This window comes from Flavonifractor sp. HCP28S3_F3 (assembly GCF_052065355.1).
In the GTDB taxonomy this organism is placed as follows: domain Bacteria; phylum Bacillota; class Clostridia; order Oscillospirales; family Oscillospiraceae; genus Flavonifractor.
In genome coordinates this window covers 1-22,931 of sequence record NZ_JBQHUF010000003.1, presented here as the reverse complement: position 1 = coordinate 22,931, position 22,931 = coordinate 1, and the positions used below count along the sequence as shown (strand labels likewise).

Below are 22,931 nucleotides of genomic sequence, written 5' to 3'. Positions count from 1 at the left end.
CCTCAAGTCAGGGGCTGGTATGCTTCAATATCAGTCGCCTCAAAGGTGGTCATTTCCCGGTACACCGCCAGGCCCATGTCCAGCAGGGGCGTCACCGCCACGGCACCGGTGCCCTCGCCCAGGCGCATGCCAGCATACAGGAAGGGCTCCAGGCCCAATTCGGCCAGCACCAGCTTGCTGGCCGGCTCGTCGGAGGCGTGGGAACCCAGCATGTAGTCCCTGCAGTCCGGGCAGATCCGGGCGGCAATAAGGGCGGCCACCGACGAGATAAAGCCGTCCACCATCACCGGCACATGGCACATGGCGCCGCCCAGGAACACGCCGGCCAGACCCGCCAGATCCAGGCCGCCCACCTTGCTCACCACGTCCAGAGGATCATTGGGGTCGGGCTGGTTCACCGCGATGCCGGTCTCGATAGCGTGGATCTTGCGCTGCAAGCCCTCGCTGGACAGGCCGGCGCCCCGGCCGGTCATCACCACCGGCTCCTTGTTCAAAAACACGCAGGCCACGGCGGAGGAAGTAGTAGTATTTCCGATACCCATTTCTCCGGTGGCCAGGAGCTTTACACCCTTGGCGCACAAATCTTTGGCAATCTCCACACCGGTGAGCACCGCCCGCTCCGCCTCATCCCGGGTCATGGCGGGGCCCTGAGTCAGGTCAGCGGTACCACGGCGGATGTTTTTCTGCAAAATCCGCTCACCCTTGAGGGGCGTGGCCGTGCCGATATCCACCGGCACCACCTCCACCCCGGCGTGGCGGGACATGGCGCACACACTGGTATCGCCGGAGGACATGTTCTCCGCCACGATGGCGGTGACCTCCTGGCCGGTCTGGGTAACGCCCTGGGCCACCACGCCGTTATCGGCGCACATCACCACCACCGCCCGCTTGGAAATATCCACATCGGGCGTGCCCATCATAGCCGCCATGCGGATGACGGCGTCCTCCAAAGCGCCCAGGCTGCCCAGGGGCTTGGCGATGGAGTCCCAGCGGGCTTTGGCCGCGGCGGCGGCCTTCTGGTCGGCGGGGGTAATGGAACGTACCACTTCTTCCAGTGTCATAGCGATTCCTCCTGATATCGGCGGGCTACCGCCACAAAATTACGGGCCAGCTCGGGCCTGGCCCAGAAATGGAAGTGGGGAAATCCGGCGTACAGCGTCGGAGTATGGAAGGCGCAGTCCCAGCCCCGGTCGCTCTGGGGCTTTTGCGCGTGGAAATCGGTTCCGGGAGTGTTGCTGTCCCAGTAGTGGAACTCGTGGGCGGGGAAGCTCTCCCCTGCCTGACACAACAGGCCGTCCTTCTGGGCCGTCAGGGTGACGTACCCGAACCGGCCCAGCTTGCCGGTGTTGTGGGCATCCCCGGAAAAGGCTCCCACCATGCGCCAGTCATACCGGCCATCGGCATCACCCAGGTGGCGGTTGAGGTAGAGAAATCCGCCGCACTCGGCTATGGTGGGCAGACCGTGCAAAATTTTATCGTGGATCTCCCGGAGCAGGCTGTGGTTGTCCGCCAGTTCCTTGGCGAACTCCTCCGGGTAGCCGCCTCCCAGATAGAGGCCGCAGGTACCCTCGGGGAGCGCCTCGTCCGCCAACGGGGAGAACTCCACCAGCTTCGCTCCCATCTGCTCCAGCAGCTCCAGGCCATCGGCGTAGTAGAAGCAGAAGGCCTTATCCTTGGCCACCGCGATGACGGGCTGACCCTCCACCGGCTCCGGCAGTTCCACGGGCTTGGGATTCAGCGCCGGGGCGGAGGCGGCCAGGGCCAGCAGGCCGTCCAAATCCAGGCTCTTTTCCGCCTGGGCGGCCAGCTTTTTCAGCTTTTCCTTCAGGTTGACCACCTCGGCGGCGGTCACCAGGCCCAGGTGGCGGCTCTCCAGAGCACAGTCGGGCAGGTTGGGCAGGTAGCCGTAAACGGTAAGGCCGGTCTCGGCCTCAATGCACTCCTTTAACCGGGGGTAGAGCATGGGAGACACCCGGTTTAAAATCACGCCCCTGATGCCGCTGTCCGGCCGGAAGGTTTTCATGCCGTGCACCACAGCTGCAATGGTGCGGGCGCTTCCCCGTCCATCCAGCACCAGCACCGCGGGCGTTTCCGTGACCCGGGCCAGGTGGTAGGCGCTGGCCTCATGGCTCATGGCGATGCCGTCGTAGTAGCCCATGACTCCTTCAATGAGGGCCAGGCCGCTGCCAGAGCTGTTTTGTTCCAGCAGATACCGGGTCTTGTCCTCACCCAGGAAAAACAGGTCTAAATTCCGGCTCTTGGCCCCGATGATCTCACTATGGAACATGGGGTCGATATAGTCCGGGCCGCACTTAAAGGCCACGGGGTTCAGGCTCCGATCCATCAGGGCCTGAAGGACGGCGCAGGTCACCGTGGTCTTGCCCCCTCCGCTGGCAGGCGCGCACAGCAGCAGCCGGGGGGCGCTCATACCCGCCCCTCCCCGGAGAAAATCCACACCGGGTTCTGGGCGTCCATCAGGTGGTAGCGACCCGCCTGCCGGGTGCGTGTGGCGGACACCTGCACCATGTCAGCCCCTTCCAGATTGGCAAAGAGGCGGGCGGCCTCAGCCACCGTCTCCAGGGTCACGGCGGTGCACACCACCCGGGCAGCGGGATTCTTGCGGAAAATCACGTCCAGGATCTCGCTCAGCTCTCCGGAGGTGCCGCCGAGAAAGACCCGGTCGGGTGCGGGCAGCTCCTCCAGTGCCTCCGGGGCGGTACCGCCCACGATGGTCAGGTTGGAGGCGTGGAAGCGGGCCTTGTTCTCGGCCAGCAAGGCCAGGGCCGCCTCCTTCTTCTCCACGGCGAACACCCGCCCGGCGGGACAGGAGAGGGCGCACTCGATGGACACCGAGCCGGTACCGGCCCCCACATCCCACACTACGCTGTCCTCGTTCAGCCGCAGCTTGGAGAGGGCCAGGGTGCGCACCTCCTCTTTGGTCATGGGCACATCGCCCCGGAGGAAGGCGTCATCCGGCAGGCCGGAGCCGTTCCAGGGCCGCACCACCGGGTCGGGATTTTCCGCCAGCAGCACGGACAGGTCCTCAAACTCCTGCTCCGCCAGTTCAGCGGCGGTGCCGGTGACCACCCGCTCGTCGGAGTAGCTCAGCCGCTCCCCCACCGAAATTTTCACGTTTCCCAGACCACGATCGGTCAGCTCCCGGCAGATGTCCTGGGCCTTCGTATTGCCCCCGGTGAGGGCAAAGGTGCGGGCGTTGCGCTGGATCTCCCCCACCACGTTGTGGCTTCTCCCATGGGCGCTGACGATCTTCACGTCCTGCCAGTCCACGTGGAGCTTGGCGGAGAGATAGCTCATGGAGGAGATGCCGGGAATGGTAATCACCTCGTGATCCAGCAGCAGGGTCCACAGTTTTTTGGCCCCGCTGTAAAAGCCGGTGTCGCCCGACAGGAGGACTCCCACCGGCCCTTCCTGCACTTTGCCGATATATTCCGCGATATCGGCCCCGGCAATGAGAGGCACGCAGTCGTGGCTTTCTGTCCAGGGCTCCAGCAGGCGGCGGGCGCCCACCAGCACGGGACAGACCTTAATGGCCTCCAGCGCACCCACCGTCATGGTCTCGGGGTTGCCCATGCCCACCCCGATGAGATAGACCTTCATGCCCGTTCCTCCTTCAGCCTCTCCTGGATCTCCTCGATGGTCAGCCCGGCCTCCCGGCTGGGCCGCTCCACTACCAGCAGGGCGCAGCCCGCCTCTCTGGCGGCCTCCGCCTTTTCCCGGAACCCGCCGTAGCCGCCGGTGTCCTTGGTGACCAGGGTCTTGATGTGATATTGCCGTAAAAGGGCCACATTCAGCTCTTTGGAGAAGGGCCCCTGCATGCAGATGATATTTTTGGGCGGAAAGCCCAGCTTCAGGCAGCGATCCAGGGAGTCCGCCATGGGCAGCACCCTGGGATAGCAGCGCTCCACCAGTCCGGGCTTTGCAAAGGCGTCCAGCTCCTTGCTGCCGGTGGTGAGCAGTACGTTGCCCGGCAGCCGTTCCAGCATGTACGCCGCCCCAGCCATGTCCCCAGCCTTATGGCACAGGTCTTCCCCGTCGGACTGCCGCACCAGCCGGAGGCAGGGCAGTCCCGCCGCCTCCGCCGCCGCTTTGATGTTGGCGGTCACCTCCACGGCGTAGGGATGGGTGGCGTCCACCACGTGGGTGAAAGGGCGGGAGGTTATCAGCTGTTCCATTTCCTCCCGATCCAGGCGGCCCACATGGGCCTCCGCCCCAGGAGGCAGGAGGGTCTCGCCGTACTCGGTGGCCACGCACACCAGGGTTGGAATCTGGCAGTCCAGCAGCCACTGGGCCAGCTCCCGGCCCTCTCCGGTGCCGCCAAAGAGCAGGATCTCCATCTTACTCGCCCCGCTGGAGATAGCCACGGGGGGTGACCATCTTCCCGCTCAACACCTTGGTCTGGCTGTTGCCGATGAACACGGTGGTGAACATATCCACCTGGGTGTCCCGCAGCTGAGCCAGGGTGAGGAGCTGCCCCTCTTCCCCATCCCGGCCGATGTTGCGGACGGTGCCGCAAACGGTATCGGGAGCTTTATCCCGCAGCAGGATGTCGCAGGCCCGCTGAAGATAGTCGGGGCGATTCCGGCTGGAGGGGTTATAGAGGCAGATGACAAAGTCCGCCTGGGCGGCGGCGCTCAAACGCTTCTCGATCTTCTCCCAGGGGGTGAGCAGGTCGGACAGAGAGATGACGGCAAAGTCGTGGGTCAGGGGCGCACCCAGCACGGCGGCTCCGCCGCAGGCGGCGGTGATGCCGGGCACCACTTCAATCTCGATGGGGTCATACTCCTGGGCCACCTCGTAAATGAGGCCAGCCATACCGTAGACACCGGAGTCTCCGGAGCACACCACGGCCACGTTTTTGCCGGTGCAGGCGGCCTCCACGGCGGCCCGGCAGCGGTCTACCTCCCGGCGCATGCCGGTGGACAGCACCTCTTTCTCGGGGAAATCAGGCCGTATCAGGTCAATATAAGCGGTATAGCCCACGATAAGGTCACAGACCTCCAAAGCGGCTCTGGCCCGGCCGGTGAGATCCACGCCGCCGCCGGGGCCCAGTCCGATGACAGTTACTTTCATACAATCTTCCTTCCCGCCACCGCTGCGGTGACGCCGTTTTTTGCCTGTTTGGGCACCAGAATGGCGCCTCCCGCCAGCACAGCCGCCCGCTCGCACACGTTGTCCACGCCGGTGATCCCCTTCACAAAGTCGGAGGGGGTAAAGTCGCCCTCCACCGCCGCCAGTTCCGCCGCAGAATAGACGGACAGGGGCAGGTCATGGGCGGCACAAAAGGCCAGCAGGCCGGGCTCGTTTTGTTTCAGATCAATGGTGGCTACCCGCTCCACAGCGGCAGGTTCATACCCCGCCAGGGCGGCGGACACCGCCTCCTCAATGGCCGCCCGGGGCGTACCCCTCCGGCAACCGATGCCCAGAATCAATCCTTTTGGAACCAGCCGCAGGGTGCGGGCAAAGGGGCCGTTCCCGGTCTTCCAAGTGACCCACACCCCAAGCTCCGCCGGGCTGACCGTCAGCCCCTGCGGGCAGGGATGGCCGAAGTCGCTGGCAAAGCCCACGCTCTTGCCCTCCAGCAGAGCGGCGGACACCTCTTTGGCAAGTGTCCGGTCCGTAATGGCCATATCCCGCTTCCTGGCCCACACGTCCACGGCGAACAGGCCGTTGACGTCGGTGGCGGTGGAGATGGCCGCCTGGCCGCCGGTGAGAGCCGCCACCCGGAGGGCCAGCTCATTGGCCCCGCCCACGTGACCGGAGAGGAGGGGTACCACAAACCGCCCCGCCTCGTCCACGCTCACCACGGCAGGATCAGTGAATTTATCCTTTACATGGGGGGCAATGGCCCGGACGGCGATGCCGCAGGCTCCCACAAAAATGAGGGCGTCCTTTTCCCCCCACATCCGCGCCGTCCAGCCCTCTAGGCTGTCATAGGCCTCCGCCCCAACCTCAGCGGCAAACCGGGCGGGCACATGGAGGGAGGCGTCCAGCGCCTCCGCCAGCTTCTTTCCCAGGGTCGCGCCCCGGCGTGTAAAAGCCAGAATGGCCGCTGTCACTTGCTGGCCTCCCGGAACTCATGGGTGAAGGTGGGGTCGTACAGCTTGGATCTTTCGTATTTTTCACCCAGGAAATTACCAATGGTAATCAACGCCGTCTTGGTGACGTGGTTTTCCCGTGCGGTCTGGGCCAGGGTAGACACGGTGCAGCGGTACACCTTTTCCTCCGGCCAGGTGGCCTTATAGACAATGGCCGCCGGAGTGTCGGGGGCATAGCCGCCCGCCGCCAGCTCTTTTTCCACATCCTCCAGCAGTCCGGTGGACAAAAAGAGCACCATGGTGCAGCCGTGAGAGGCCATCTTGCGCAGCTGTTCTCCCTCGGGCACCGGCGTGCGGCCCGCCATGCGGGTAATGATGACGGACTGTGATACGTCGGGCAGAGTATACTCCGCGCAAAGGGCGGCGGCGGCTCCGGAGAAGGAGGACACGCCGGGGGTCACGTTATAGCTGATGCCCAGCTTATCCAACTCGTCCATCTGCTCCCGGTGGGCACCGTAGAGAGAGGGGTCGCCGGTGTGGAGGCGGGCGGTGGTGCCACCCTTTTCCTCGGTGGCTTTCATCACCTCGATGACTTCTTCCAGGGTCATCTTGGCGCTGTCGTACACCTGGCAGCCCTCTTTTTTATAGTCCAGCAGAGCGGGATTCACCAGGGAGCCGGCGTAGATGATGACGTCGGCCTCCCCCAGCAGCTTGGCTCCCCGCACGGTGATGAGATCGGCCCCGCCGGGGCCCGCGCCGATAAAATGTACCATAAGTTCCTCCTATACCCGGTGGAGGGCCAGCAGCCGGTCCGCCCCCGATGTTTTTCCCAAAATACCGTATTGATTGGAGAAGAAGACCGCTTCGATCTCCAGCTCCGGCCCCGCCCTGTGGCGGAGCTGATCCTCCAGGGCCGCCCCGATGGAGGCCATCACCGGCTCCAGCAGGCCGGCCTTTTTCAGCAGCTCCACCCCTGCGTCGGTGGTGGGACTGTCAAACAGGGCCCGGAGCAGCTCCGGCGAACCTCCCGCCAGGGCGGCGTGGGCGGTGAGGGTCTCCCGCCGCCCGTCGGCCACCCTGGAGTGGGTGTTCATGCTGCCCGCCGCCGCCTTGATGAGCTTACCCAGGTGACCCACCAGCAACAGAGAGGAAAAACCCAGCCCGGCGGCATGGTCGATGGCCATGCCCAGGTAGTTGCTGCAGGTGCAGCGGTGGGTGAGATCCAGGCCCAGGGTTCCCTCCGCGAAAGAGTCTCCGTAGTTGCCGGGAGTCATCAGCAGATCTGTCACTCCGGCAGCCCGGGCCATGTCCTGTTCCAGATACAGCGAGTCGATGAGGGCAGCCTCACTCATGGGCCGGACGATGCCGCTGGTGCCCAGGATGGAGATGCCCCCCTCAATGCCCAGCCGGGGATTGAAGGTGTGACCCGCCAGTTTTTCTCCCTCGGGCACGGAGACCGTCACCAACACGCCGCCGGTATAGCCCGCCTCCGCCATGACCCGCTCCGCCTGCTCCCGAATCATCCGCCGGGGGGTGGAGTTGATAGCCGCCTGGCCCACCGGCTGGTCCAGGCCGGGCCGGGTGACCCTGCCCACGCCCGTGCCGCCGTCAATGGCAACACCGGGAGCATCTGTCCGCTCCGCCCGGGCATAGATCAGGGCACCGTCGGTGACGTCCGGGTCGTCCCCGCCGTCCTTCCGGACGGCGCAGGAGGCCCAGTCCGGCCCGGCGGCGTGATCCAGCAGCTCAGCCTCCACGCTGATCCCGGCAGGGGTATCCACCCGCACGGCAGGCAGGGCCTCCCCAGTCAAGAGCCGCCGGACCGCTCCGGCGGCCGCGGCGGCGGCACAGGTGCCGGTGGTATAGCCGCAGCGCAGCCTCTCCTTCCCCACAGGGAGGTAGACCTCCAGTTTCGCCATGCCGCACCTCCACTTCAAAAGAAAAAAAGCCCTCCCTGGATGAGGGAGGGCTTTGTAGCCAAAACCTGCCGCACCTCTCCACCTCAGAGCTACGCAAACGCATCTTACAGTGGGTCTCCTGGCTTGCGCTTCTTCCTCCGGCACGCCTTCTCAGCCCTGAGGGCCAATGGCTCATGCGCCTTCGTCCACGCTTACAGTAGAGGTAAGACTGCGCCGGATTCTCACCGGCTTCCCCTGATGCGGTACTCCGCGGCTGTAAGTGCTTTCAATTCAGTACAGGCTATTATATCAGTATCTCCAAAAAAACGCAAGGAAAAAGCTAGGTTTTCCTACAACAGGCCGTATTTTTTCAGCTTATACTGGAGCGTCCTACGGGAGATTCCCAGATACTGGGCCGTCTTCTCCCGGTGGCCTTTGTTGAGGCGCAGAGCCATCTGGATCTTGAGATATTCCTCGTTCTGCTCCTTATCCTGCTGGCTATTGTCCCCGGGCCCGCATATCCCGGCTCCAGCATACCGGCGGGCACCTGGTTGATCTTTACCACAGACGACTCGCTCATGACCACCATATGCTCTACCAGGTTGCGCAGCTCCCGGATGTTGCCTGGCCACTCGTAATGGTTTAGAATCTGATACACACTTTTGGAAAACTCCTTTTTTAAGCCGTATTTCCGGCAGAATTTTTCCAAAAAATGATCTGCCAGGGGCGTGATATCCTCCTTGCGCTCCCGCAGAGGCGGAATGGTAATGGGAATGACGTTCAGACGATAATAGAGATCCATGCGGAAGGTACCCTCCTTCACGCACTGGCTCAGCGGGACGTTGGACGCGCAGATCAGTCGGAAATCCACCTCCCGGGGCTTGACGGAGCCTACCCGGATCACCGTTTTGGTCTCCAACACCCGCAGCAGCTTGGCCTGAAGGGCCAGGGACATGGAGTTCACCTCGTCCAGCATCAGGGTATTATGATTGGCCGCCTCGATCAGGCCGATCTTTCCGCTGGAAGCGGCCCCGGTAAACGCGCCTTTCTCATAGCCGAACAGCTCCGCCTCCAGCAGAGATTCCGGCAGAGAAGCGCAGTTGATGGCCACCATGTCCCGGTCTCGATATGGACTGTTGTGGTGGATATACTCAGCCACCACCTCTTTTCCGGTACCTGATTCCCCCAGCAGGAGCACAGTAGCGTCGGTCTGGGCCGCCCGGGCAGCACTGGCGAGCACCGCGCTCATGGCAGCGCTCTCGGCTATAACTGCACCGTGCTTGTCCTCCTGCCCCATCAGGGAGGATGATATGGCATTGAGGGCCTGTGCCTGACTGTATTTCCGGTTCATAGCGTCTATTTCGATCTGACAGGAAATAGCATAGACGATCTCGCCCTGGGCGTCAAAAATAGGAGACACCGTGACCAATCGTCCCACTCGTTTTCCGTCCGCTGAGATGGTGGTGTGGATCTGAGTCACCGTACGTTTGCTCTGGTAGACCTTCTCCACCACGCTCTCCTGATAGATTCCCCGCTCAATGAAATCGTACACTGTGTGGCCCAGGTAGTCCTGGCGCGCTCTGCCTGTGTACTGCAGCAGGGTCTTATTCACAAAGAGGTAGGTCCCCTTGTCGTCAAAAATGATGATGCCTACGTCCAGATTGTCCAGCATGTTTTCCAGGTCCGGAAGATTGCGCTGCATTTTGTGCCTCCCCTCTTGACATCACGGCTTGTTCGTTAAAAAGATAGCAAATAGTTCTGCAAAAAACAAGGGCGCTGTGAAATATCCGTCGGGGCTTTCCTTTCCGACTTTCACACCGTAAAATAGGTCTGCACATTGAGCGGCAGCGGATTAGGCCATTCCATCTGCACACATTTTGCACAACTGCACTTTTTTGTGCAACTGTCTGCCGGATCCTGTGCAATCCCCAGAGCCCAAAAAGCAAAAACCCCGCAGCCATGCGGGTTTGAGAGCTGGCACACAGTTTGCTCCATAGATAGGCAGACACAGCAAAGCGGCTGTCACACCAGTCAAATCACAGAGAGGAGCGTATCAATGAGAATCGCTATCATGGGGGCCGGCGCAATGGGTACCACCCTGGGTGCCTTCCTGAGCCGGAAGGCGCTGGCCGTAGACCTCATCGACACGTATCAGGCCCATGTAGACGCGCTGAACGCGGAGGGCGCCCACATCGTAGGCTGTGCCGAGCTGACCGTTCCGGTCCACGCTCTGACGCCGGATCAGATGGAAGGGATCTACGATCTGGTATTCCTGATGGTCAAGCAGACCAACAACGAAGCCTGCCTGCATCAGCTTCTTCCCCACCTGAGTGAGGAGAGCACTGTCTGCACCCTGCAAAACGGCGTGCCGGAGCCCTCCGTGGCCGAATTGGTCGGTGCAAAGCGCACAGTGGGCGGTGCCTGCCGCTGGGGCGCCACCTTCGTGAAGCCCGGCGTGGCGGAGCTGACCAACGATCTGGACAGCCGGCCCATTCTCTTCGAGATCGGCGAGCTGGACGGCTCCATCACCCCCCGCATTCAGATGGTGGCCGACGTTCTGGGCCACATGGGCAAGGCGGAGATCGCAGACAACCTGATGGGCGCTCGGTGGCTCAAGCTGATGCTCAACTCCAGCATGAGCGGCCTTTCCTCCGCGCTGGGCTGTCCCTTCGGCTCCATTCTGGACAATGACAAGGCCCTGACCTGTCTGTCCTACATCGCCGCCGAGGTGGTTCACGTGGCCCGTGCGGCGGGCTACACCCTGACCGACACCAACGGTCTGAACACCGCCGAAATCGCCGACTTCAAGACCCCGGAAGAGCTGGAACGGTCCAAGGGGTACCTCTACCGCAACTACGATCCCCTGCGCACAGCCAAGGCCAGCATGCTGCAGGATCTGGAGCGGGGCAAGAAGACCGAGGTGGATATGATCAACGGCTATGTGGGCACCGTGGGCCGCAAGTGCGGCGTTCCCACCCCCTTCAACGACCTGGTGGCTGACATCATCCGCGCAGCCCAGGATGGCCGTGGAAAGGCCGAGTTTGCCAATCTGGATCGATTCGTCCTGCCGGCACTGTAAGAAAGGAGCGTTTATTATGTCTTATACCCGTGACGACAGCCGCATGTATCAGATGCCGGTCCACTTCGGCCCCTGTGTGACCCCGCGGCAGAACCCCCAGGGCCAGCGTTTCATCTATGACCAGGCTACTGACCTGACCAAGCACACCATCGTCTACGAGACCGATCCCGATCAGCTCTCTGCCCTGCTGCCCCAGGGCTTTACCCTCACTGCGCCCTATGTCATCATCAACATGAACATGCTGCGCAACATCGCCTGGCTGGCCGGACACGGCTACAACCTGACCGGCGTATCCGTTCCGGTGTGCTTTCATGGCAAGCAGGGCGACGTAGAGGGCAACCTGCTGCTGGTCATGTGGGAAAATCACGCCGATCCCATTATCACCGGCCGTGAGCAACTGGGCTACAGCAAGATCTTCGCCTCTATCGATGACATTCACACTTACGGCACCGTCTCCAAGACCGCTCTGACCTCCTGGGGCTTCCGCTTCCTGGAGCTGGACTTTGATTCCTCTGTTCAGCCGGCGTACCCCGACGAGCTCAAGGCCGTTCTGAACAACCCCAACAGCAAGGGCATCATGCACTATAAGTACATTCCCCACACCGGTGAGGGCTTCACCAAAGCCGACGTGGAGTACGTCTGCCTCAATCCCAAGGCGGCCAAACTGCCCGATGACGTGAAGAAATATCCCGCCGACGAGCTGACCTACATGGGCGGCCAGGTGCGTTGGAACATCCCCACCTGGGAGGACATGCCTACCCAGTACCATGTGGTACAGGCACTGGGCGGTCTGCCGGTGAAGCGGATCCTGGGCGCGGTGCGCTCTGTGGGCTACACCCTGGGCGATCTCTACGGTCAGACCGTCATCGAGTAAGACATCCGTTCGGAACAGAGAGCAACAGATAAGGAGTGATTGTATGTCCCCCAGCGTCATCAGTTTGATCGGCATCCTGCTGGGCATGGCCGTTCTGGTCTTCCTGGCTTTCAAGGGATACAATGTTATCGTGGTCTCCGTCATCGCGTCTCTGGTGGTGGCCGTCTTCGCCGGCACCGAGATTCTGCCCCTGATCACCGACTCGTACATGACCAAATTTGCCGACTTCGCCAAAAGCAACTTCATGATCTTCCTGCTCAGCGCCATTTTCGGCAAGCTGATGGGCGATTCCGGCGCAGCCGACTCCATTGCTTACTCCATGCTGCGGCTGGTCAACCACGTCCACAGCCAGCGGGCCAAGCAGCTGGTGGGCGGCCTGATGATCACCGCTATTGTGGCCGTCCTGACCTATGGCGGCGTCAGCCTGTTTGTGGTCATTTTCACCCTGATCTCCATTGGCCGTAAGCTCTTTGAAGAACTGGACATCCCCTGGCGGCACTATCTTACCTTCCACGGCATCGGCTCCGCCACCTTTACCATGACCATGCTGCCCGGCACCGCCGCCCTTCAGAACATCATCCCCACCCAGTACCTGGACACCGACCCCATGGCAGGCGCTGCCATCGGTCTGACCGGTGCAGCCATCCAGATCCTGCTGTGCGTACTGTGGGTCTCCTTTATCCTTAAGCGGGCCCGTGACCGCCACGAGGGCTTCCTCCCCTCCGGCGAGGCTGTGAAGGCCGCTTACCGGGACGAAGATGCCAAGAAGGAAGCCGCCGGCGGCAATCAGGTCAGCGTGCCCCTGCTGCTAGCTCTGGTGCCCCCTGTGGTCCTGCTGGTTGTGCTCAACGTGTTCAAGATGGCCGCTGTAGTGGCTCTGGCCTGCGGCATCGTAGTCTGCCTGGTCCTGTACGGCCTGGTGCTGCGCCGCCTGGATGACCTGAAAGCTACTCTGTCCGCCGGCGCCGTAAACTCCATCTCCACCATCGGCACCACCTGCGCTGTGGTGGGCTTCGGCGGTGTAGTGGCTGCCGTCTCCGGCTATCAGCTGATCCTGAACTCCCTGACCAGCATCCCCGGTCCCGCCATCTTTAAGCTGATCATCGCCGTGAACGTGGCTGCCGGTCTGACCGGTTCTTCCTCCGGCGGTCTGTCCATCGCTCTGGAGAACATGAAGGGCTACTTCCTGGATCTGGGGCTGTCCCCCAACGTGATCCACCGTATCGGCGCCATGTCCTCCGGCGGTCTGGACTCCATGCCTCACGTCAGCGGCTTTGTCAACAACCTGCAGGTATGCAAACTGAACCACCGCCAGTCCTATCCCTCCTATGCCATGGTCTGTCTGGTCATCCCCATCGTTACCACCTGCCTGTGCGCTGTGCTGATCCAGATCGGCATTCTGCCCAGCATGTAAGACCGGACATTCCCCTGTTTTCCACTCAGAAAGGAGCTTATTATGGAACTGAATTTGAAGGGTAAAGTTGTCGTCGTCACCGGCGGCTCCAGTGGAATCGGCGAAGAGGCCGCTCTGGAGTTTGCCCGGGAGGGCTGCCAGGTGGCTATCGCCTCCCGCAGCGAGGAGAAGCTGAAGGAAGCCGCTGCCCACTTTGCCGCGGAAGGCTTCTCCGTCTACACCCAGGCCGTGGACGTCTCCAAGACCGAGGAGATCAGCGCACTGGGCGAGGCCGTCTTCCAGCGCTTCGGCCGCATTGACGTGTGGGTCAACAACGCCGGCGGCAACATTACCAAGCCCTTTATGGATCTGACCGTGGAGGATTGGAACTTCGTCATCAACACCAACATGACCTCCGTGTTCTGGGGCACCCATGTGGCCACCGATTATATGAGCCGAACCGGCGGCGGTGTGATCCTCAACACCTCTTCCTACATGGCGCTGATCCCCGCCACCCAGAAGATCGCCTATGCCGCCACCAAGGCCGGTATCGTCAACATGACCAAGACCAGCGCCGGCGAGCTGGCGCCCCTGGGTATCCGGGTCAACTGCATCGTGCCCGGCCTGATCCAGACCCCCATCGCCGCCGAGCGTATCGCGGCCAATCGGGAGAAGCTCTGCGCCCAGATCGCCCTGCAGCGCTTTGGCGTCCCCAGCGACGTCTCCCGGGTCTACACTTTCCTAGCTTCCGACGCGGCCGCCTTCATTACCGGCGCCGCTATCGAAGTCAGCGGCGGTAAGCTCTGCGTACAAGACATCGGCGCACCCTGGGGCAAACAAATCTGATTTCCTCTTCACACTCTCCTCTTTGCATAACACACAGGCAGACGGCCCTCGGGATTTCCCGAGGGCCGTCTGCCGTCTTGTTATTCATGGAGCTTACCGGCTACAATCATGGGTACGAACAGGCCCAGGGCGGCCATCAGGGTGAGCCACAGCTTTCCAGCCTCCCACAGGGCAGGCACAAAAGTCAGGAGCGCCAGATAGAGCAGCGGAAAAACCACCGGCGTGACCAGCAGCCACCACCGGGCGGCTCCCATCAAGTAGGGCCAGTTCCGGTTGCTGATACGCACTCCTGCCAGATTCAAACGAATCGGGCCGCTGCTGAAGGAGCTGATGTTGTTCTGGTCATAATAGGCTGGCAGCACATCTGGAGCAAACAGGCAGACCCAGCCGCCGAACAGCAGGCAGAGGAATTCCACCACTCCCAGGTCATTCCACAGCACCGGCCAGGAGAAGCCCAGCCGCCACAGGATCAGCAGCTCCACCAGGGTCATCACCACAGACAGTGCAAACAGCAATCCTCTCTGCCTCCGGTCCTGCCGTTTCTGCTGCCGCTGGGCACCGGACAGCTCCAGGGAGCCGGTCACCAGCTCCTCCACCTGCTCCACCGGCAGACTCTCCGCCCCCAGCCGTTCTCCCCGGAGCAGCTCGGTCACCGTCACACCCAGGATCTCCGCCAAAGGAGTGAGCAGGGAGATATCAGGCAGGCTCAGGCCGGTATCACATACTTAAAGATATTGGTGTCATTCAATCAATTTTGCCGATGAAGCGGTAGAAGATTTCTACCTCCTGTTCCCGGCTTCCGTCTTCGTTCTTGACCGCCTCATGGACAAGGATTTTTTCAATCAGCGTGTTCAAGAGTTCAGCGGTGAGTTCCGTGGGATTGACGCACTCTTTCATCAAGGCAATCCATTTTTCTGCGTCTGCGGCACTCTGGCTTTCAGCGGCAATAGCAGATTGAAGCTGTTCAATCTTTTCTTCCAGTTCCGCCTGTTCGCTTTGGTACTTCCCGGACAGCATATTGAAGTTGTATTCTGTGATACGCCCCGCCGCCCAGTCCTCATACATCCGGGCAAACAGGGTATCGACCTCGGCTTTCCGCTTCTCCGCTTTTTTCAGTTCAGCAGCCTGTTTTTTTCTTGCGGCGGCCTGTCCTTTGTCATTGGCGTTCAGCAGCCGTTTCAAAAGCTGTTCTTCATCGTGCTGTACCAGCGCCGACCAGTATTGCAGACGGGAGAGGACATAGGCGTAAAGCACATCATAGCGGATGTAGTGCATGGAGCATTGGCGTGTGCCTTGCCCGTTCTTGCTACAATGGTAGTAGCCATAGGGCTTGCTGTTCTGTCTGTTCTCCCCGTAGGCCAGCGACCAGCCGCAGTCCGCACACTTTATCAGCCCCGCAAAAATCTGTGTCGTGCCATTCTTGCGCTCCCTCCGGCGGCTTGCGATCTGCTCCTGTACCTGCCGGAAAACCTGTTCGCTGATAATCGGCTCCTGCGTGTTCTCCACCCGCACCCATTCGCTTTGGGGCTTGCGTATCCTCCGCTTGTTCTTAAAGGAAATATTGGTCTCCCGGTAGTGGATGGTATGGCCGATGTAGGTTTCATCTTTCATAATGCTTTTGACCTGCGCTATCGTCCATGCGTAGCCTTTTTCCTCTGGTGCGCCAGCATAGATATTGGCGAAAGTCCCGTCACGCTGGAAGTTGATAAATCCCGGCGTCGGTACTTTTTCCGCAATCAATATCCTTGTAATGCTGGCCGCCCCTTTGCCGTGAATAGCAAGGTCAAAAATCTTCTCCACGATCCAGCGGGTTTCCTCGTCGATTATCAGCTTGTTCTTGATTTCCGGGTGCTTCTTGTACCCGAGGGGAGCATAGGCGCTGATACGCTGTCCGGCGGCAAACTTTGCCTTGAAAGCAGTTTTTACCTTGCGGCTGGTGTCCTTTGCGAACCATTCGTTGAACAGGTTTTTGAATGGCACAAAATCGGACAGTCCCTTTTCTGTGTCCTCATTCTCCGCAACGGCGATGTACCGCACCCGTTTTTCCGGGAACAGAAATTCCAGATAGTAGTCCATCATCACATGCTCCCGCCCGAAACGGGACAGGTCTTTGGTGACAATGCAGTTTACTTTTCCGGCTTCCACATCGTCCATCATGCGCTGGAAACTCGGACGCTCGAAGTTTGTCCCACTCCACCCATCGTCCACATATTCTCCGACCACATGAAGCCCCTGCTCCCTTGCGTACTGTTGCAGGATTGTCCGCTGCGTTTCAATGCTTACGCTGTCACCATAGCTTTCATCGTCACGGCTTAACCGCATATAAAGAGCCGTGTTGTAAATGGTAGTATTGTAAGGTTGTTTCACCGTAAAAATCCTCCTTCTAAAGAAACAACCCACGCTTACAATACTTTTGCTCTATGGCAATTATATCATAAGCGTGGGCGTGTATCAACGATGGGTCACGAAGAAGCTGCCCTTGCCGCCGTGTGCCGGACGACATCCACAATCAGATCGCCAATCGGACGACCGCCAGCGGCAAAATGTTCGGAGATTTTGATACGGTTTTTCCCACATACAAAATACTGTGTGCCGTTCTCGTCAGTAATGACCTGCCCGGTGTGTATTGTATCAATAATGTCGCTTTCGCTTTTTACCATCCAGTGTCCTCCGTATGATTATTTTTCATCATGCAGCTTGAATTTCTGTTCATAGCGTTTACCTCCCTCTTGTTCGCTGCTGCCGTTTCAGCTCCGCCAGCACTTCCGGCGGGATACGGCCAACCAGCCTTTGCATATTTTCCAGTTCGCTTTCCAGCTTTGCCCGTTCCATGCGGTCTTTCATCTTGCCGCTTTCACTGGCCTTTGCCCTTGATTCCAGCTTTTGATTTTCTTCCAAAAGGTCTTTGATCGTGACCTTGTATTTTTTCAGCTGCCCGGAGAAGTTCTCCATCTGCGGAAACCATTTTTTCAGCATGGAGAGGGCTTCTTCTTTTTTCTTTCCGGCGTTCAGCGGGTTTATGCCGTCAAGGGCGGCTTCAATGGCTCTGGCCTGTTTGGAGAGGGAAACCGCCTGTTTGAACAGCCGGGTGGGAATGTGCTTCCGGCCTGTCTTGCTGGCGCTCTCCCCACGCTCCAAATCCGGGTATTTTTCCACCATGTAAGCGTGAAAATCGTCCTGCCACTTCGTCAGGTTTGCCCGGTTGCCAATGATTTCTTTGGCGCACAGGCGGTTGTCCTTTGTCAGCGGCACAAAGGTCAAATGCAGGTGGGGCGTTTTCTCGTCCATGTGTACCACCGCCGACACGATATTTTCCCGGCCTACCCGGTCAATGAGGAAATCCGCCGCCCGCTGGAAAAATGTCTGTATTTCCTTTGGGGATTTCCCCTTGAAAAACTCCGGGCTGGCAGTTATCAGGGTATCGACAAACCGGGTGCTGTCTTTTCTCGTCCGGCACCCGGCCTGCTCGATACGGCTCTGAATGAAGTGGTAATAGCGTCCCTCCGGCTTGACGATATGGAAGTTGTACTTGCTTTTGGCTGTGTCAATGTCGGGGTTGCTGGCGTACTGTTCTTTCTGGCGTTCGTGATGGGCTTCCAGCGGCCTTGCCGGGTTGCCCTTGTGCTTCTCAAAACGCAAGATTGCGTGTTGTGCCATGAAACTCCTTTCCCCATTCCTTTCCCATCCGGGGTTTTCCACAGGGAAAATCCCGCCGGAAATAGCTCGGATAAGATTGGAATGGATAGAATCTAAATCAATCTTTTAATCTTTGTATTTCTATATACCGTCCGGTTTCCGTACTTCTCACGGGTGATTTCCGTACTTCATGGGTACGGTTTTCAGCCCTCCGGCGTACCATAACCGGATTTCTTGAAGTCGGTGTTTGGAACCGCTTCATAGGATTTTGGGTAAATGCGATTGGGTTTTCCACAGCCCTGCTTCTGGATCTCTATCAGCCCGGCGTATTGCAGTTCCCGCAGGGTATTCACCGCCTTTTGCCGCCCACAGCGGAGCAGGTCAACCACCTCGCAAATGGGATAATACAGATAAATCCGCCCATACTCGTCCGCCCACCCATTTTCCCGGGATAACTCCGTCCGGCGCAGGATAAAGGCATACAGCAGCTTTGTCTCATTGGACAGGGGCTTGAATGTAGGTGCTTCAAAGAGGAAATTGGGGAGCCGGGTGAAGCTGAACGCCTGTTCCGGCTGATGAATGTAAATCGTGTTTGTCATAGCGTGTTTTGTGGACGGTTAGAAGCCTGTTTTCCGGGGTGGGCGATAATTTATACCACCCGCCCCGGTTTGGGGCTTGCGAAGCCTGATAAATCAAGGCTTTTTTCGCTCCTAACTGTCCACACAAGACCTCCTTTTCCGTTCACTTTCTGTTTTCTGCCGCCTGTGAACTCTGGCGGCACAGCCGGGGCAGTATTTAGCCCGGTTGGATTTGGGGACGAACACGCCGCCGCAGACTGCACAGCGTTTCAAGTCCTTATCCCGGAAAATCTCTGCTTCCAACGCCCCGTCCAGCGGCAAGACTGCCCAGCGGAACCACTTGCAGCAGACCGAGAAAGAAACCGTCTGCGGGCAGGTGCAGGTGTCCCCATCGTCAAGGGCAATGCAGTTGCCGTCCTCACAGCAACAGCACTCCCGGCGTATCAGGGCGCTTGCCCGTTTCCGCTGCGCCGGGGTCATGCGGTAAAGGGAACCGTCCGGCCTGCATTCCAGCGGCGGCAAGTCTTTGTAGGGATTATTTTTCATGCGTTCCCTCCGTTTTGCTTTCCGCTGCCGTTCTCCCCGAAAAGGCTTCCTGCCCCATTCCTGCGGCGTGTTCCGGCGTTGGCACGCTCCCCATAACTTCGGGACAACTTGTCCCAAAGTGACCTCTGGACAAAGTGTCCAGAAGTCGGCTCCTTGCGGTGCTTCCCCAGCCGGGGGTATTCCTTTTCGGACGGTCATTCGGTTTTCAAGGTGCTGTCCATCGATGAACTAACCTAAGTCTACACCGAAATGACCGCCCGTCCCGTATATCCGAAAGGTGGGAAATCTGCCTGAAAATCCCCCCATTTCCACGCTCTCGGAATTGTGGTAGAATGGAAGAAACTGAACAGTAAATTTGAAGTTGTGGAGGTAACACATAGATGGATCAAGGTAGAATTATTGTAATCACAGGTTCGCCGGGGACGGGGAAAACTACAACGGCATCTACTGTTGCAAAAGAATCGGATTTGGAAAAATCTGTGCATATGCACACAGATGACTTTTATCATTATTTGAGTAAAGGGGCAATACCACCATATTTGCCAGAATCAAATGAGCAAAATTTGATTGTCATTGAAGCATTTTTAGAAGCCGCGAAGCGATATGCTCGTGGTGGATATGATGTAATTGTAGATGGTATTGTAGGACCGTGGTTTTTAGAGCCGTGGCTCAACATTGTTCAAGAGCATTATGAAGTACACTATATCGTTTTAAGAGCAAGTAAAGAAGAAACTATGAAGAGAGCTATCAAACGCTCAAAGTTAGACAGAGAAACAAATATTGAATTAGTTGAAACGATGTGGGAACAATTTTCCAATTTAGGAATCTATGAATCAAATGTTATTGATACAACTACGCACTCAGTCAAAGATACTGTATCAGCAGTAAAAGAAAAAATTGTAAGGGGTACTGCTTTACTGCTTTAGGCAATTCCAGTTTGTCGAGCAGACAAGGAGGGAGAACATGGAACTATCCATACAAGAACGCCTGAAAGACCTGCGTGTGGAGCGTGGCCTGACGCTGGAGCAGCTTGCGGAAGAAACCCATCTCTCCAAGTCTGCGTTAGGCAGCTATGAGGGGGACAAGTTCAAGGACATCAGCCACTATGCCCTTATCCAGCTGGCAAAGTTTTACGAAGTGTCCGTTGATTATCTGCTGTGCCGTTCTGAAACAAAAAATCACCCAAACGCCGATCTTGCAGACCTGCGTTTGAGTGATGATATGATTGAATTTTTGAAAAGCAGGCTGGTGGATAATGCCCTCCTGTGTGAACTGGCGACGCACCCGGATTTTCCCCGGCTCATGGCTGACCTTGAAATCTATGTAAACGGCATAGCGGCAAAGCAGGTACAGGGGGCAAACGCCATTGTGGACGCTGTGAGTGCAACGATTATGAAACAACACAATCCCGGCTTGACTGACCCGCAGCTGCGACAGCTTATCGCCGCCCACATTGACGACGACAGCTTTTGCCGCTATGTGATACAGCAGGACATAAACAAGATAGCCCTTGACCTGCGGGAAGCCCACAAGGACGATTTTTTCAGTGTCCCGGAGGACAATCCTCTGGAAGATTTCTTGCAGACCGCCGAAGAAGCCGCCAGCCCAAACAGCGACCCGGAACAGGCTGCGATGGCCTTTATCTGCAAGCGGCTCAAACTGAACTATGGGAAGCTGTCGGAGGAGGAAAAGAAATGGCTGAAAAGGATTGCACAGAAGTCGGACTTGCTGAAAAATCCAAACCCGCAGCGGGGAAGAAAATGAGAAATTAGATATGCAAAAAGGAAAAATGAGATTCATTGAAGTAGAAACCAAAAACAGGACGGCGGATTTCATAAATCGGCTGCTGACGGTATGGGAAAGTTCTGTAAGAGCGACACACCTGTTTCTGTCGGACAGTGAAATCAAAAAGATAAAAGAATATGTACCGCAGGCGCTCGCTGGAATTGCGCATTTGATGATTGCAGAAGATGATAGGGGCTGCCCCGGGGCTTTTATGGGGATCAAGGACGGCACCTTGGAAATGCTGTTCATTTCCCCGGAAGAAAGAGGAAAGGGGCTCGGAAAGCGCCTGCTCCAATATGGGATTAAAACCTATGCCGTAGAGCGGGTGGCTGTGAATGAGCAAAACCCACAGGCCAAGGGCTTTTATGAACACATGGGCTTTCAGGTTTATAAAAGGACAGACCTTGACGAACAGGGCAATCCTTATCCGCTTTTATACATGAGCCTTAACATCTAAATCGGATTTTACGAAATCTCATATCTCGCAGAGAAGCAAAAACAGAAAGTACCCTGCCTTATACTCATTATCATCATTGCCCTTTTCCTTGACTTGCTTGTGTCTTTGTGATACACTAACATACATAAAATTAGAGGTGAGGTGGAAAGATGATTAACTTTTCTTGCAAATAAATTGGAATATACAGTGATACTGTGTTTTACAGTACCATTGTACCCATTGCAAGAAAGTTAAAAGTCTATTCACTCGATATATCGTAGGCGTATCACTCTTGATAGGGGTGGTACTATTATGCTGTGACGAGCTGCAAGAATTGACTTTCTTGCAGCTCTTATTTTATGTTCTTTATCCCCGGAATAAAGGAGGAATGCGATATGTCGATGATCCGAGTCGAGAACCTTACCTTTGCCTATCCATCCAGCTATGATAACATTTTTGAAAATGTCAATTTTCAAATTGATACAGATTGGAAACTTGGGTTCATTGGTAGAAATGGCAGAGGTAAAACAACTTTTCTAAATCTTCTGCTTGGAAAGTACGAATACCATGGAAAAATACAAGCCTCTGTGCAATTTGATTACTTTCCATACCCTGTTAGCAATAAAAACAGATTAACTGCGGACATTCTCTCGGAAGTCTGCCCGCTGGCGGAAGAATGGGAGCTGTTGAGAGAACTATCCTATCTGGAAGTCCGTGATGATGTGCTTTGGAGACCATTTTTTACGCTTTCTAATGGGGAGCAGACCAAGGTGCTGCTTGGCAAACGCCGTAGAGAAGGACATGCCGATAAGCATGAAGTTCAGCACAGGCGCAGGCAGCAGGCTGTTGAGGAAAAAGGCCACTCCCGCGGAGGCCAGCAGCATCAGCACCATCACGGTCAGCACCCCGTTGTTAGTGTGGGTATGCCGGAGCAGCTTGCCCGTCAGAAAGCCGGTGACGGCACCGATGACCACCGGCAGGAACACCAAAAGCAGGATAACCGGTACCGGAATCCCCTGGGACGAAATATGAGCGGACACAAAGGCAATGACTAGGAAAAACACCAGCGCCCCCACCAGGTCGTCCAGGGCCGCCATGGGGATCAGTGTTCTGGTGACCGGCCCGTCGGTCTCCATGTCACGCACCACGGACAGGGAGGGTGCGGGCGCGGTGGCCAGGGCAATCCCGCCGAACATAAAGGCCAGATAGGGGGGCACATCGGAGAACCAAAAAATCACGCCAAACACCGCGCTTACCACCAGAAACGTGCCCAGGGACTCTGTAATGGTGGTGACCAGGATCTGCGGACCTGCCTGTTTCATCTTCTTCCAGATCAGTTCCGTGCCGATGATCAGGCCGAAGGTGCACTCAAAGATGTGCTCCAGCACGCCGAACCACGGGGCATCCAACACCTGACTGCTCAGCAGGTTCAGGGCGTGAGGACCCATGATCATGCCCGCGATCAGCCAACCCAGAATGGACGGCAGCTTCAGCCTGGCAATGAGCTTACCCGCCGCAAAGGCCAGCACGACCGCCGCAACAAGCCTCAACACTTCAAACAGAATATCCATGTCCATCTTCTCCTGCGCAAATTATAGACGATACCGTCTGTTTTATACAGGATAGCACTTATAGACGGTTCCGTCTATAAATGAACTGTAAACTTTTTGCGCAGGATGCAGAAAACCGTGCCGCGGGCTGCGGCATCCACAATACCGGCTGCGAGACCAGCCAGCACGACGGCGTGCACACCTTCCACATCGGCAAGAACTCCAAGGTGCGCTATGTGGAGCGGCACTACGGC

General features: G+C 58.0%; 23 protein-coding genes, 3 pseudogenes and 1 riboswitch. Of the genes and pseudogenes, 9 read left to right on the top strand and 17 right to left on the bottom strand.

The window, feature by feature from the left end:
• Positions 1-2: 2 nt before the first annotated feature.
• The 10 genes and pseudogenes from cobT to ACTNB1_RS04025 all read right to left on the bottom strand — a co-directional run.
• Positions 3-1,061 (bottom strand): nicotinate-nucleotide--dimethylbenzimidazole phosphoribosyltransferase, encoded by a 1,059-nt coding sequence (gene cobT / locus ACTNB1_RS04070; RefSeq protein ID WP_441167983.1) that lies wholly within the window; start codon positions 1,059-1,061, stop codon positions 3-5.
• Entirely contained in the window at positions 1,058-2,428 is a 1,371-nt protein-coding gene (locus tag ACTNB1_RS04065; protein WP_441167982.1) for a cobyrinate a,c-diamide synthase, read from the bottom strand. The genes cobT and ACTNB1_RS04065 overlap by 4 nt, the downstream gene beginning before the upstream one ends.
• Positions 2,425-3,618, bottom strand: a complete 1,194-nt coding sequence (cbiE, locus tag ACTNB1_RS04060) for a precorrin-6y C5,15-methyltransferase (decarboxylating) subunit CbiE (RefSeq protein ID WP_441167981.1) — start codon at positions 3,616-3,618, stop codon at positions 2,425-2,427. The genes ACTNB1_RS04065 and cbiE overlap by 4 nt, the downstream gene beginning before the upstream one ends.
• Positions 3,615-4,382 (bottom strand): precorrin-6A reductase, encoded by a 768-nt coding sequence (gene cobK, locus ACTNB1_RS04055; protein WP_441167980.1) that lies wholly within the window; start codon positions 4,380-4,382, stop codon positions 3,615-3,617. Before cobK ends, cbiE begins: the two co-directional genes overlap by 4 nt.
• A complete protein-coding gene (gene cobJ / locus ACTNB1_RS04050; RefSeq protein WP_441167979.1) occupies positions 4,357-5,091 on the bottom strand; it encodes a precorrin-3B C(17)-methyltransferase in 735 nt (244 codons plus the stop codon). The genes cobK and cobJ overlap by 26 nt, the downstream gene beginning before the upstream one ends.
• On the bottom strand, positions 5,088-6,077 hold the full coding sequence (locus ACTNB1_RS04045; protein ID WP_441167978.1) for a cobalt-precorrin 5A hydrolase: 990 nt from the start codon (positions 6,075-6,077) through the stop codon (positions 5,088-5,090). Before ACTNB1_RS04045 ends, cobJ begins: the two co-directional genes overlap by 4 nt.
• Entirely contained in the window at positions 6,074-6,829 is a 756-nt protein-coding gene (cobM, locus tag ACTNB1_RS04040; RefSeq protein WP_441167977.1) for a precorrin-4 C(11)-methyltransferase, read from the bottom strand. Before cobM ends, ACTNB1_RS04045 begins: the two co-directional genes overlap by 4 nt.
• A gap of 9 nt (positions 6,830-6,838) precedes the next feature.
• On the bottom strand, positions 6,839-7,975 hold the full coding sequence (cbiD, locus tag ACTNB1_RS04035; RefSeq protein WP_441167976.1) for a cobalt-precorrin-5B (C(1))-methyltransferase CbiD: 1,137 nt from the start codon (positions 7,973-7,975) through the stop codon (positions 6,839-6,841).
• Positions 7,976-8,066: 91 nt separating this feature from the next.
• A riboswitch (cobalamin riboswitch) is annotated at positions 8,067-8,247 on the bottom strand.
• A gap of 57 nt (positions 8,248-8,304) precedes the next feature.
• Positions 8,305-8,409, bottom strand: a complete 105-nt coding sequence (locus ACTNB1_RS04030; protein ID WP_441167975.1) for a helix-turn-helix domain-containing protein — start codon at positions 8,407-8,409, stop codon at positions 8,305-8,307.
• 308 nt (positions 8,410-8,717) lie between these two features.
• Positions 8,718-9,626: pseudogene (locus ACTNB1_RS04025) on the bottom strand (sigma 54-interacting transcriptional regulator); the annotation flags it as partial.
• 384 nt (positions 9,627-10,010) lie between these two features.
• Here ACTNB1_RS04025 and ACTNB1_RS04020 point away from each other — a divergent pair.
• Genes ACTNB1_RS04020 through ACTNB1_RS04005 form a run of 4 tightly spaced genes read left to right on the top strand, consistent with a single transcriptional unit; the run spans position 10,011 to position 14,146 of the window.
• Positions 10,011-11,033 (top strand): ketopantoate reductase family protein, encoded by a 1,023-nt coding sequence (locus tag ACTNB1_RS04020; protein ID WP_441167974.1) that lies wholly within the window; start codon positions 10,011-10,013, stop codon positions 11,031-11,033.
• Between the two features lie 16 nt (positions 11,034-11,049).
• Complete coding sequence (locus ACTNB1_RS04015) at positions 11,050-11,907, top strand: acetoacetate decarboxylase family protein (RefSeq protein ID WP_441167973.1); 858 nt, start codon at positions 11,050-11,052, stop codon at positions 11,905-11,907.
• A 43-nt stretch (positions 11,908-11,950) separates the two neighbouring features.
• Positions 11,951-13,321 carry a GntP family permease gene (locus tag ACTNB1_RS04010; RefSeq protein ID WP_441167972.1) on the top strand — a complete coding sequence of 457 codons (1,371 nt, stop codon included), beginning with the start codon at positions 11,951-11,953 and terminating at the stop codon, positions 13,319-13,321.
• A 42-nt stretch (positions 13,322-13,363) separates the two neighbouring features.
• The gene (locus ACTNB1_RS04005) at positions 13,364-14,146 is read left to right on the top strand and encodes an SDR family NAD(P)-dependent oxidoreductase (protein WP_441167971.1); all 783 of its coding nucleotides are present in this window, start codon (positions 13,364-13,366) and stop codon (positions 14,144-14,146) included.
• Positions 14,147-14,226: 80 nt separating this feature from the next.
• Here the strand turns inward: ACTNB1_RS04005 and ACTNB1_RS04000 are convergent, their stop codons facing one another.
• The 6 genes from ACTNB1_RS04000 to ACTNB1_RS03975 all read right to left on the bottom strand — a co-directional run bounded on the left by ACTNB1_RS04000 (position 14,227) and on the right by ACTNB1_RS03975 (position 18,906).
• Complete coding sequence (locus ACTNB1_RS04000) at positions 14,227-14,805, bottom strand: hypothetical protein (protein ID WP_441167970.1); 579 nt, start codon at positions 14,803-14,805, stop codon at positions 14,227-14,229.
• Positions 14,806-14,890: 85 nt separating this feature from the next.
• Positions 14,891-16,513, bottom strand: coding sequence for a recombinase family protein (locus ACTNB1_RS03995; RefSeq protein ID WP_021391045.1), 1,623 nt, complete (start codon positions 16,511-16,513; stop codon positions 14,891-14,893).
• A gap of 95 nt (positions 16,514-16,608) precedes the next feature.
• Positions 16,609-16,806, bottom strand: coding sequence for a hypothetical protein (locus ACTNB1_RS03990; protein WP_032548367.1), 198 nt, complete (start codon positions 16,804-16,806; stop codon positions 16,609-16,611).
• 58 nt (positions 16,807-16,864) lie between these two features.
• On the bottom strand, positions 16,865-17,803 hold the full coding sequence (gene mobV / locus ACTNB1_RS03985; RefSeq protein WP_249747350.1) for a MobV family relaxase: 939 nt from the start codon (positions 17,801-17,803) through the stop codon (positions 16,865-16,867).
• A 182-nt stretch (positions 17,804-17,985) separates the two neighbouring features.
• Positions 17,986-18,381: a replication initiator protein A gene (locus ACTNB1_RS03980; protein ID WP_249747351.1), complete on the bottom strand. Its 396-nt coding sequence runs from the start codon at positions 18,379-18,381 to the stop codon at positions 17,986-17,988.
• A 111-nt stretch (positions 18,382-18,492) separates the two neighbouring features.
• On the bottom strand, positions 18,493-18,906 hold the full coding sequence (locus ACTNB1_RS03975) for a cysteine-rich VLP domain-containing protein (protein WP_373209568.1): 414 nt from the start codon (positions 18,904-18,906) through the stop codon (positions 18,493-18,495).
• 380 nt (positions 18,907-19,286) lie between these two features.
• On the opposite strand from ACTNB1_RS03975, the gene ACTNB1_RS03970 reads away from it, so the two are divergent.
• The 4 genes and pseudogenes from ACTNB1_RS03970 to ACTNB1_RS03955 form a co-directional block, all read left to right on the top strand.
• On the top strand, positions 19,287-19,832 hold the full coding sequence (locus ACTNB1_RS03970; RefSeq protein WP_021391068.1) for an AAA family ATPase: 546 nt from the start codon (positions 19,287-19,289) through the stop codon (positions 19,830-19,832).
• A gap of 37 nt (positions 19,833-19,869) precedes the next feature.
• A complete protein-coding gene (locus ACTNB1_RS03965; RefSeq protein ID WP_373209569.1) occupies positions 19,870-20,670 on the top strand; it encodes a helix-turn-helix domain-containing protein in 801 nt (266 codons plus the stop codon).
• 25 nt (positions 20,671-20,695) lie between these two features.
• Positions 20,696-21,148, top strand: coding sequence for a GNAT family N-acetyltransferase (locus tag ACTNB1_RS03960; protein ID WP_021391067.1), 453 nt, complete (start codon positions 20,696-20,698; stop codon positions 21,146-21,148).
• A gap of 374 nt (positions 21,149-21,522) precedes the next feature.
• Positions 21,523-21,906, top strand: a pseudogene (locus tag ACTNB1_RS03955) (ATP-binding cassette domain-containing protein); the annotation flags it as partial.
• Here ACTNB1_RS03955 and ACTNB1_RS03950 read toward each other — a convergent pair.
• The gene (locus ACTNB1_RS03950; protein WP_441167969.1) at positions 21,823-22,698 is read right to left on the bottom strand and encodes a cation:proton antiporter; all 876 of its coding nucleotides are present in this window, start codon (positions 22,696-22,698) and stop codon (positions 21,823-21,825) included. The pseudogene ACTNB1_RS03955 and the gene ACTNB1_RS03950 sit on opposite strands and share 84 nt — an antisense overlap.
• A gap of 122 nt (positions 22,699-22,820) precedes the next feature.
• Between ACTNB1_RS03950 and ACTNB1_RS03945 the strand changes: the two are divergent.
• Positions 22,821-22,931, top strand: a pseudogene (locus tag ACTNB1_RS03945) (ABC transporter permease); the annotation flags it as partial.

Excerpts from the sequence above, each read along its gene's own strand:
- cobT (WP_441167983.1), bottom strand. The coding sequence starts at position 1,061 with ATGACACTGGAAGAAGTGGTACGTTCCATTACCCCCGCCGACCAGAAG.
- ACTNB1_RS04065 (WP_441167982.1), bottom strand. The coding sequence starts at position 2,428 with ATGAGCGCCCCCCGGCTGCTGCTGTGCGCGCCTGCCAGCGGAGGGGGC.
- cbiE (WP_441167981.1), bottom strand. The coding sequence starts at position 3,618 with ATGAAGGTCTATCTCATCGGGGTGGGCATGGGCAACCCCGAGACCATG.
- cobJ (WP_441167979.1), bottom strand. The coding sequence starts at position 5,091 with ATGAAAGTAACTGTCATCGGACTGGGCCCCGGCGGCGGCGTGGATCTC.
- cobM (WP_441167977.1), bottom strand. The coding sequence starts at position 6,829 with ATGGTACATTTTATCGGCGCGGGCCCCGGCGGGGCCGATCTCATCACC.
- cbiD (WP_441167976.1), bottom strand. The coding sequence starts at position 7,975 with ATGGCGAAACTGGAGGTCTACCTCCCTGTGGGGAAGGAGAGGCTGCGC.
- ACTNB1_RS04030 (WP_441167975.1), bottom strand. The coding sequence starts at position 8,409 with ATGGCTCTGCGCCTCAACAAAGGCCACCGGGAGAAGACGGCCCAGTAT.
- ACTNB1_RS04020 (WP_441167974.1), top strand. The coding sequence starts at position 10,011 with ATGAGAATCGCTATCATGGGGGCCGGCGCAATGGGTACCACCCTGGGT.
- ACTNB1_RS04015 (WP_441167973.1), top strand. The coding sequence starts at position 11,050 with ATGTCTTATACCCGTGACGACAGCCGCATGTATCAGATGCCGGTCCAC.
- ACTNB1_RS04010 (WP_441167972.1), top strand. The coding sequence starts at position 11,951 with ATGTCCCCCAGCGTCATCAGTTTGATCGGCATCCTGCTGGGCATGGCC.
- ACTNB1_RS04005 (WP_441167971.1), top strand. The coding sequence starts at position 13,364 with ATGGAACTGAATTTGAAGGGTAAAGTTGTCGTCGTCACCGGCGGCTCC.
- ACTNB1_RS03990 (WP_032548367.1), bottom strand. The coding sequence starts at position 16,806 with ATGGTAAAAAGCGAAAGCGACATTATTGATACAATACACACCGGGCAG.
- mobV (WP_249747350.1), bottom strand. The coding sequence starts at position 17,803 with ATGGCACAACACGCAATCTTGCGTTTTGAGAAGCACAAGGGCAACCCG.
- ACTNB1_RS03980 (WP_249747351.1), bottom strand. The coding sequence starts at position 18,381 with ATGACAAACACGATTTACATTCATCAGCCGGAACAGGCGTTCAGCTTC.
- ACTNB1_RS03975 (WP_373209568.1), bottom strand. The coding sequence starts at position 18,906 with ATGAAAAATAATCCCTACAAAGACTTGCCGCCGCTGGAATGCAGGCCG.
- ACTNB1_RS03970 (WP_021391068.1), top strand. The coding sequence starts at position 19,287 with ATGGATCAAGGTAGAATTATTGTAATCACAGGTTCGCCGGGGACGGGG.
- ACTNB1_RS03965 (WP_373209569.1), top strand. The coding sequence starts at position 19,870 with ATGGAACTATCCATACAAGAACGCCTGAAAGACCTGCGTGTGGAGCGT.
- ACTNB1_RS03960 (WP_021391067.1), top strand. The coding sequence starts at position 20,696 with ATGAGATTCATTGAAGTAGAAACCAAAAACAGGACGGCGGATTTCATA.
- ACTNB1_RS03950 (WP_441167969.1), bottom strand. The coding sequence starts at position 22,698 with ATGGATATTCTGTTTGAAGTGTTGAGGCTTGTTGCGGCGGTCGTGCTG.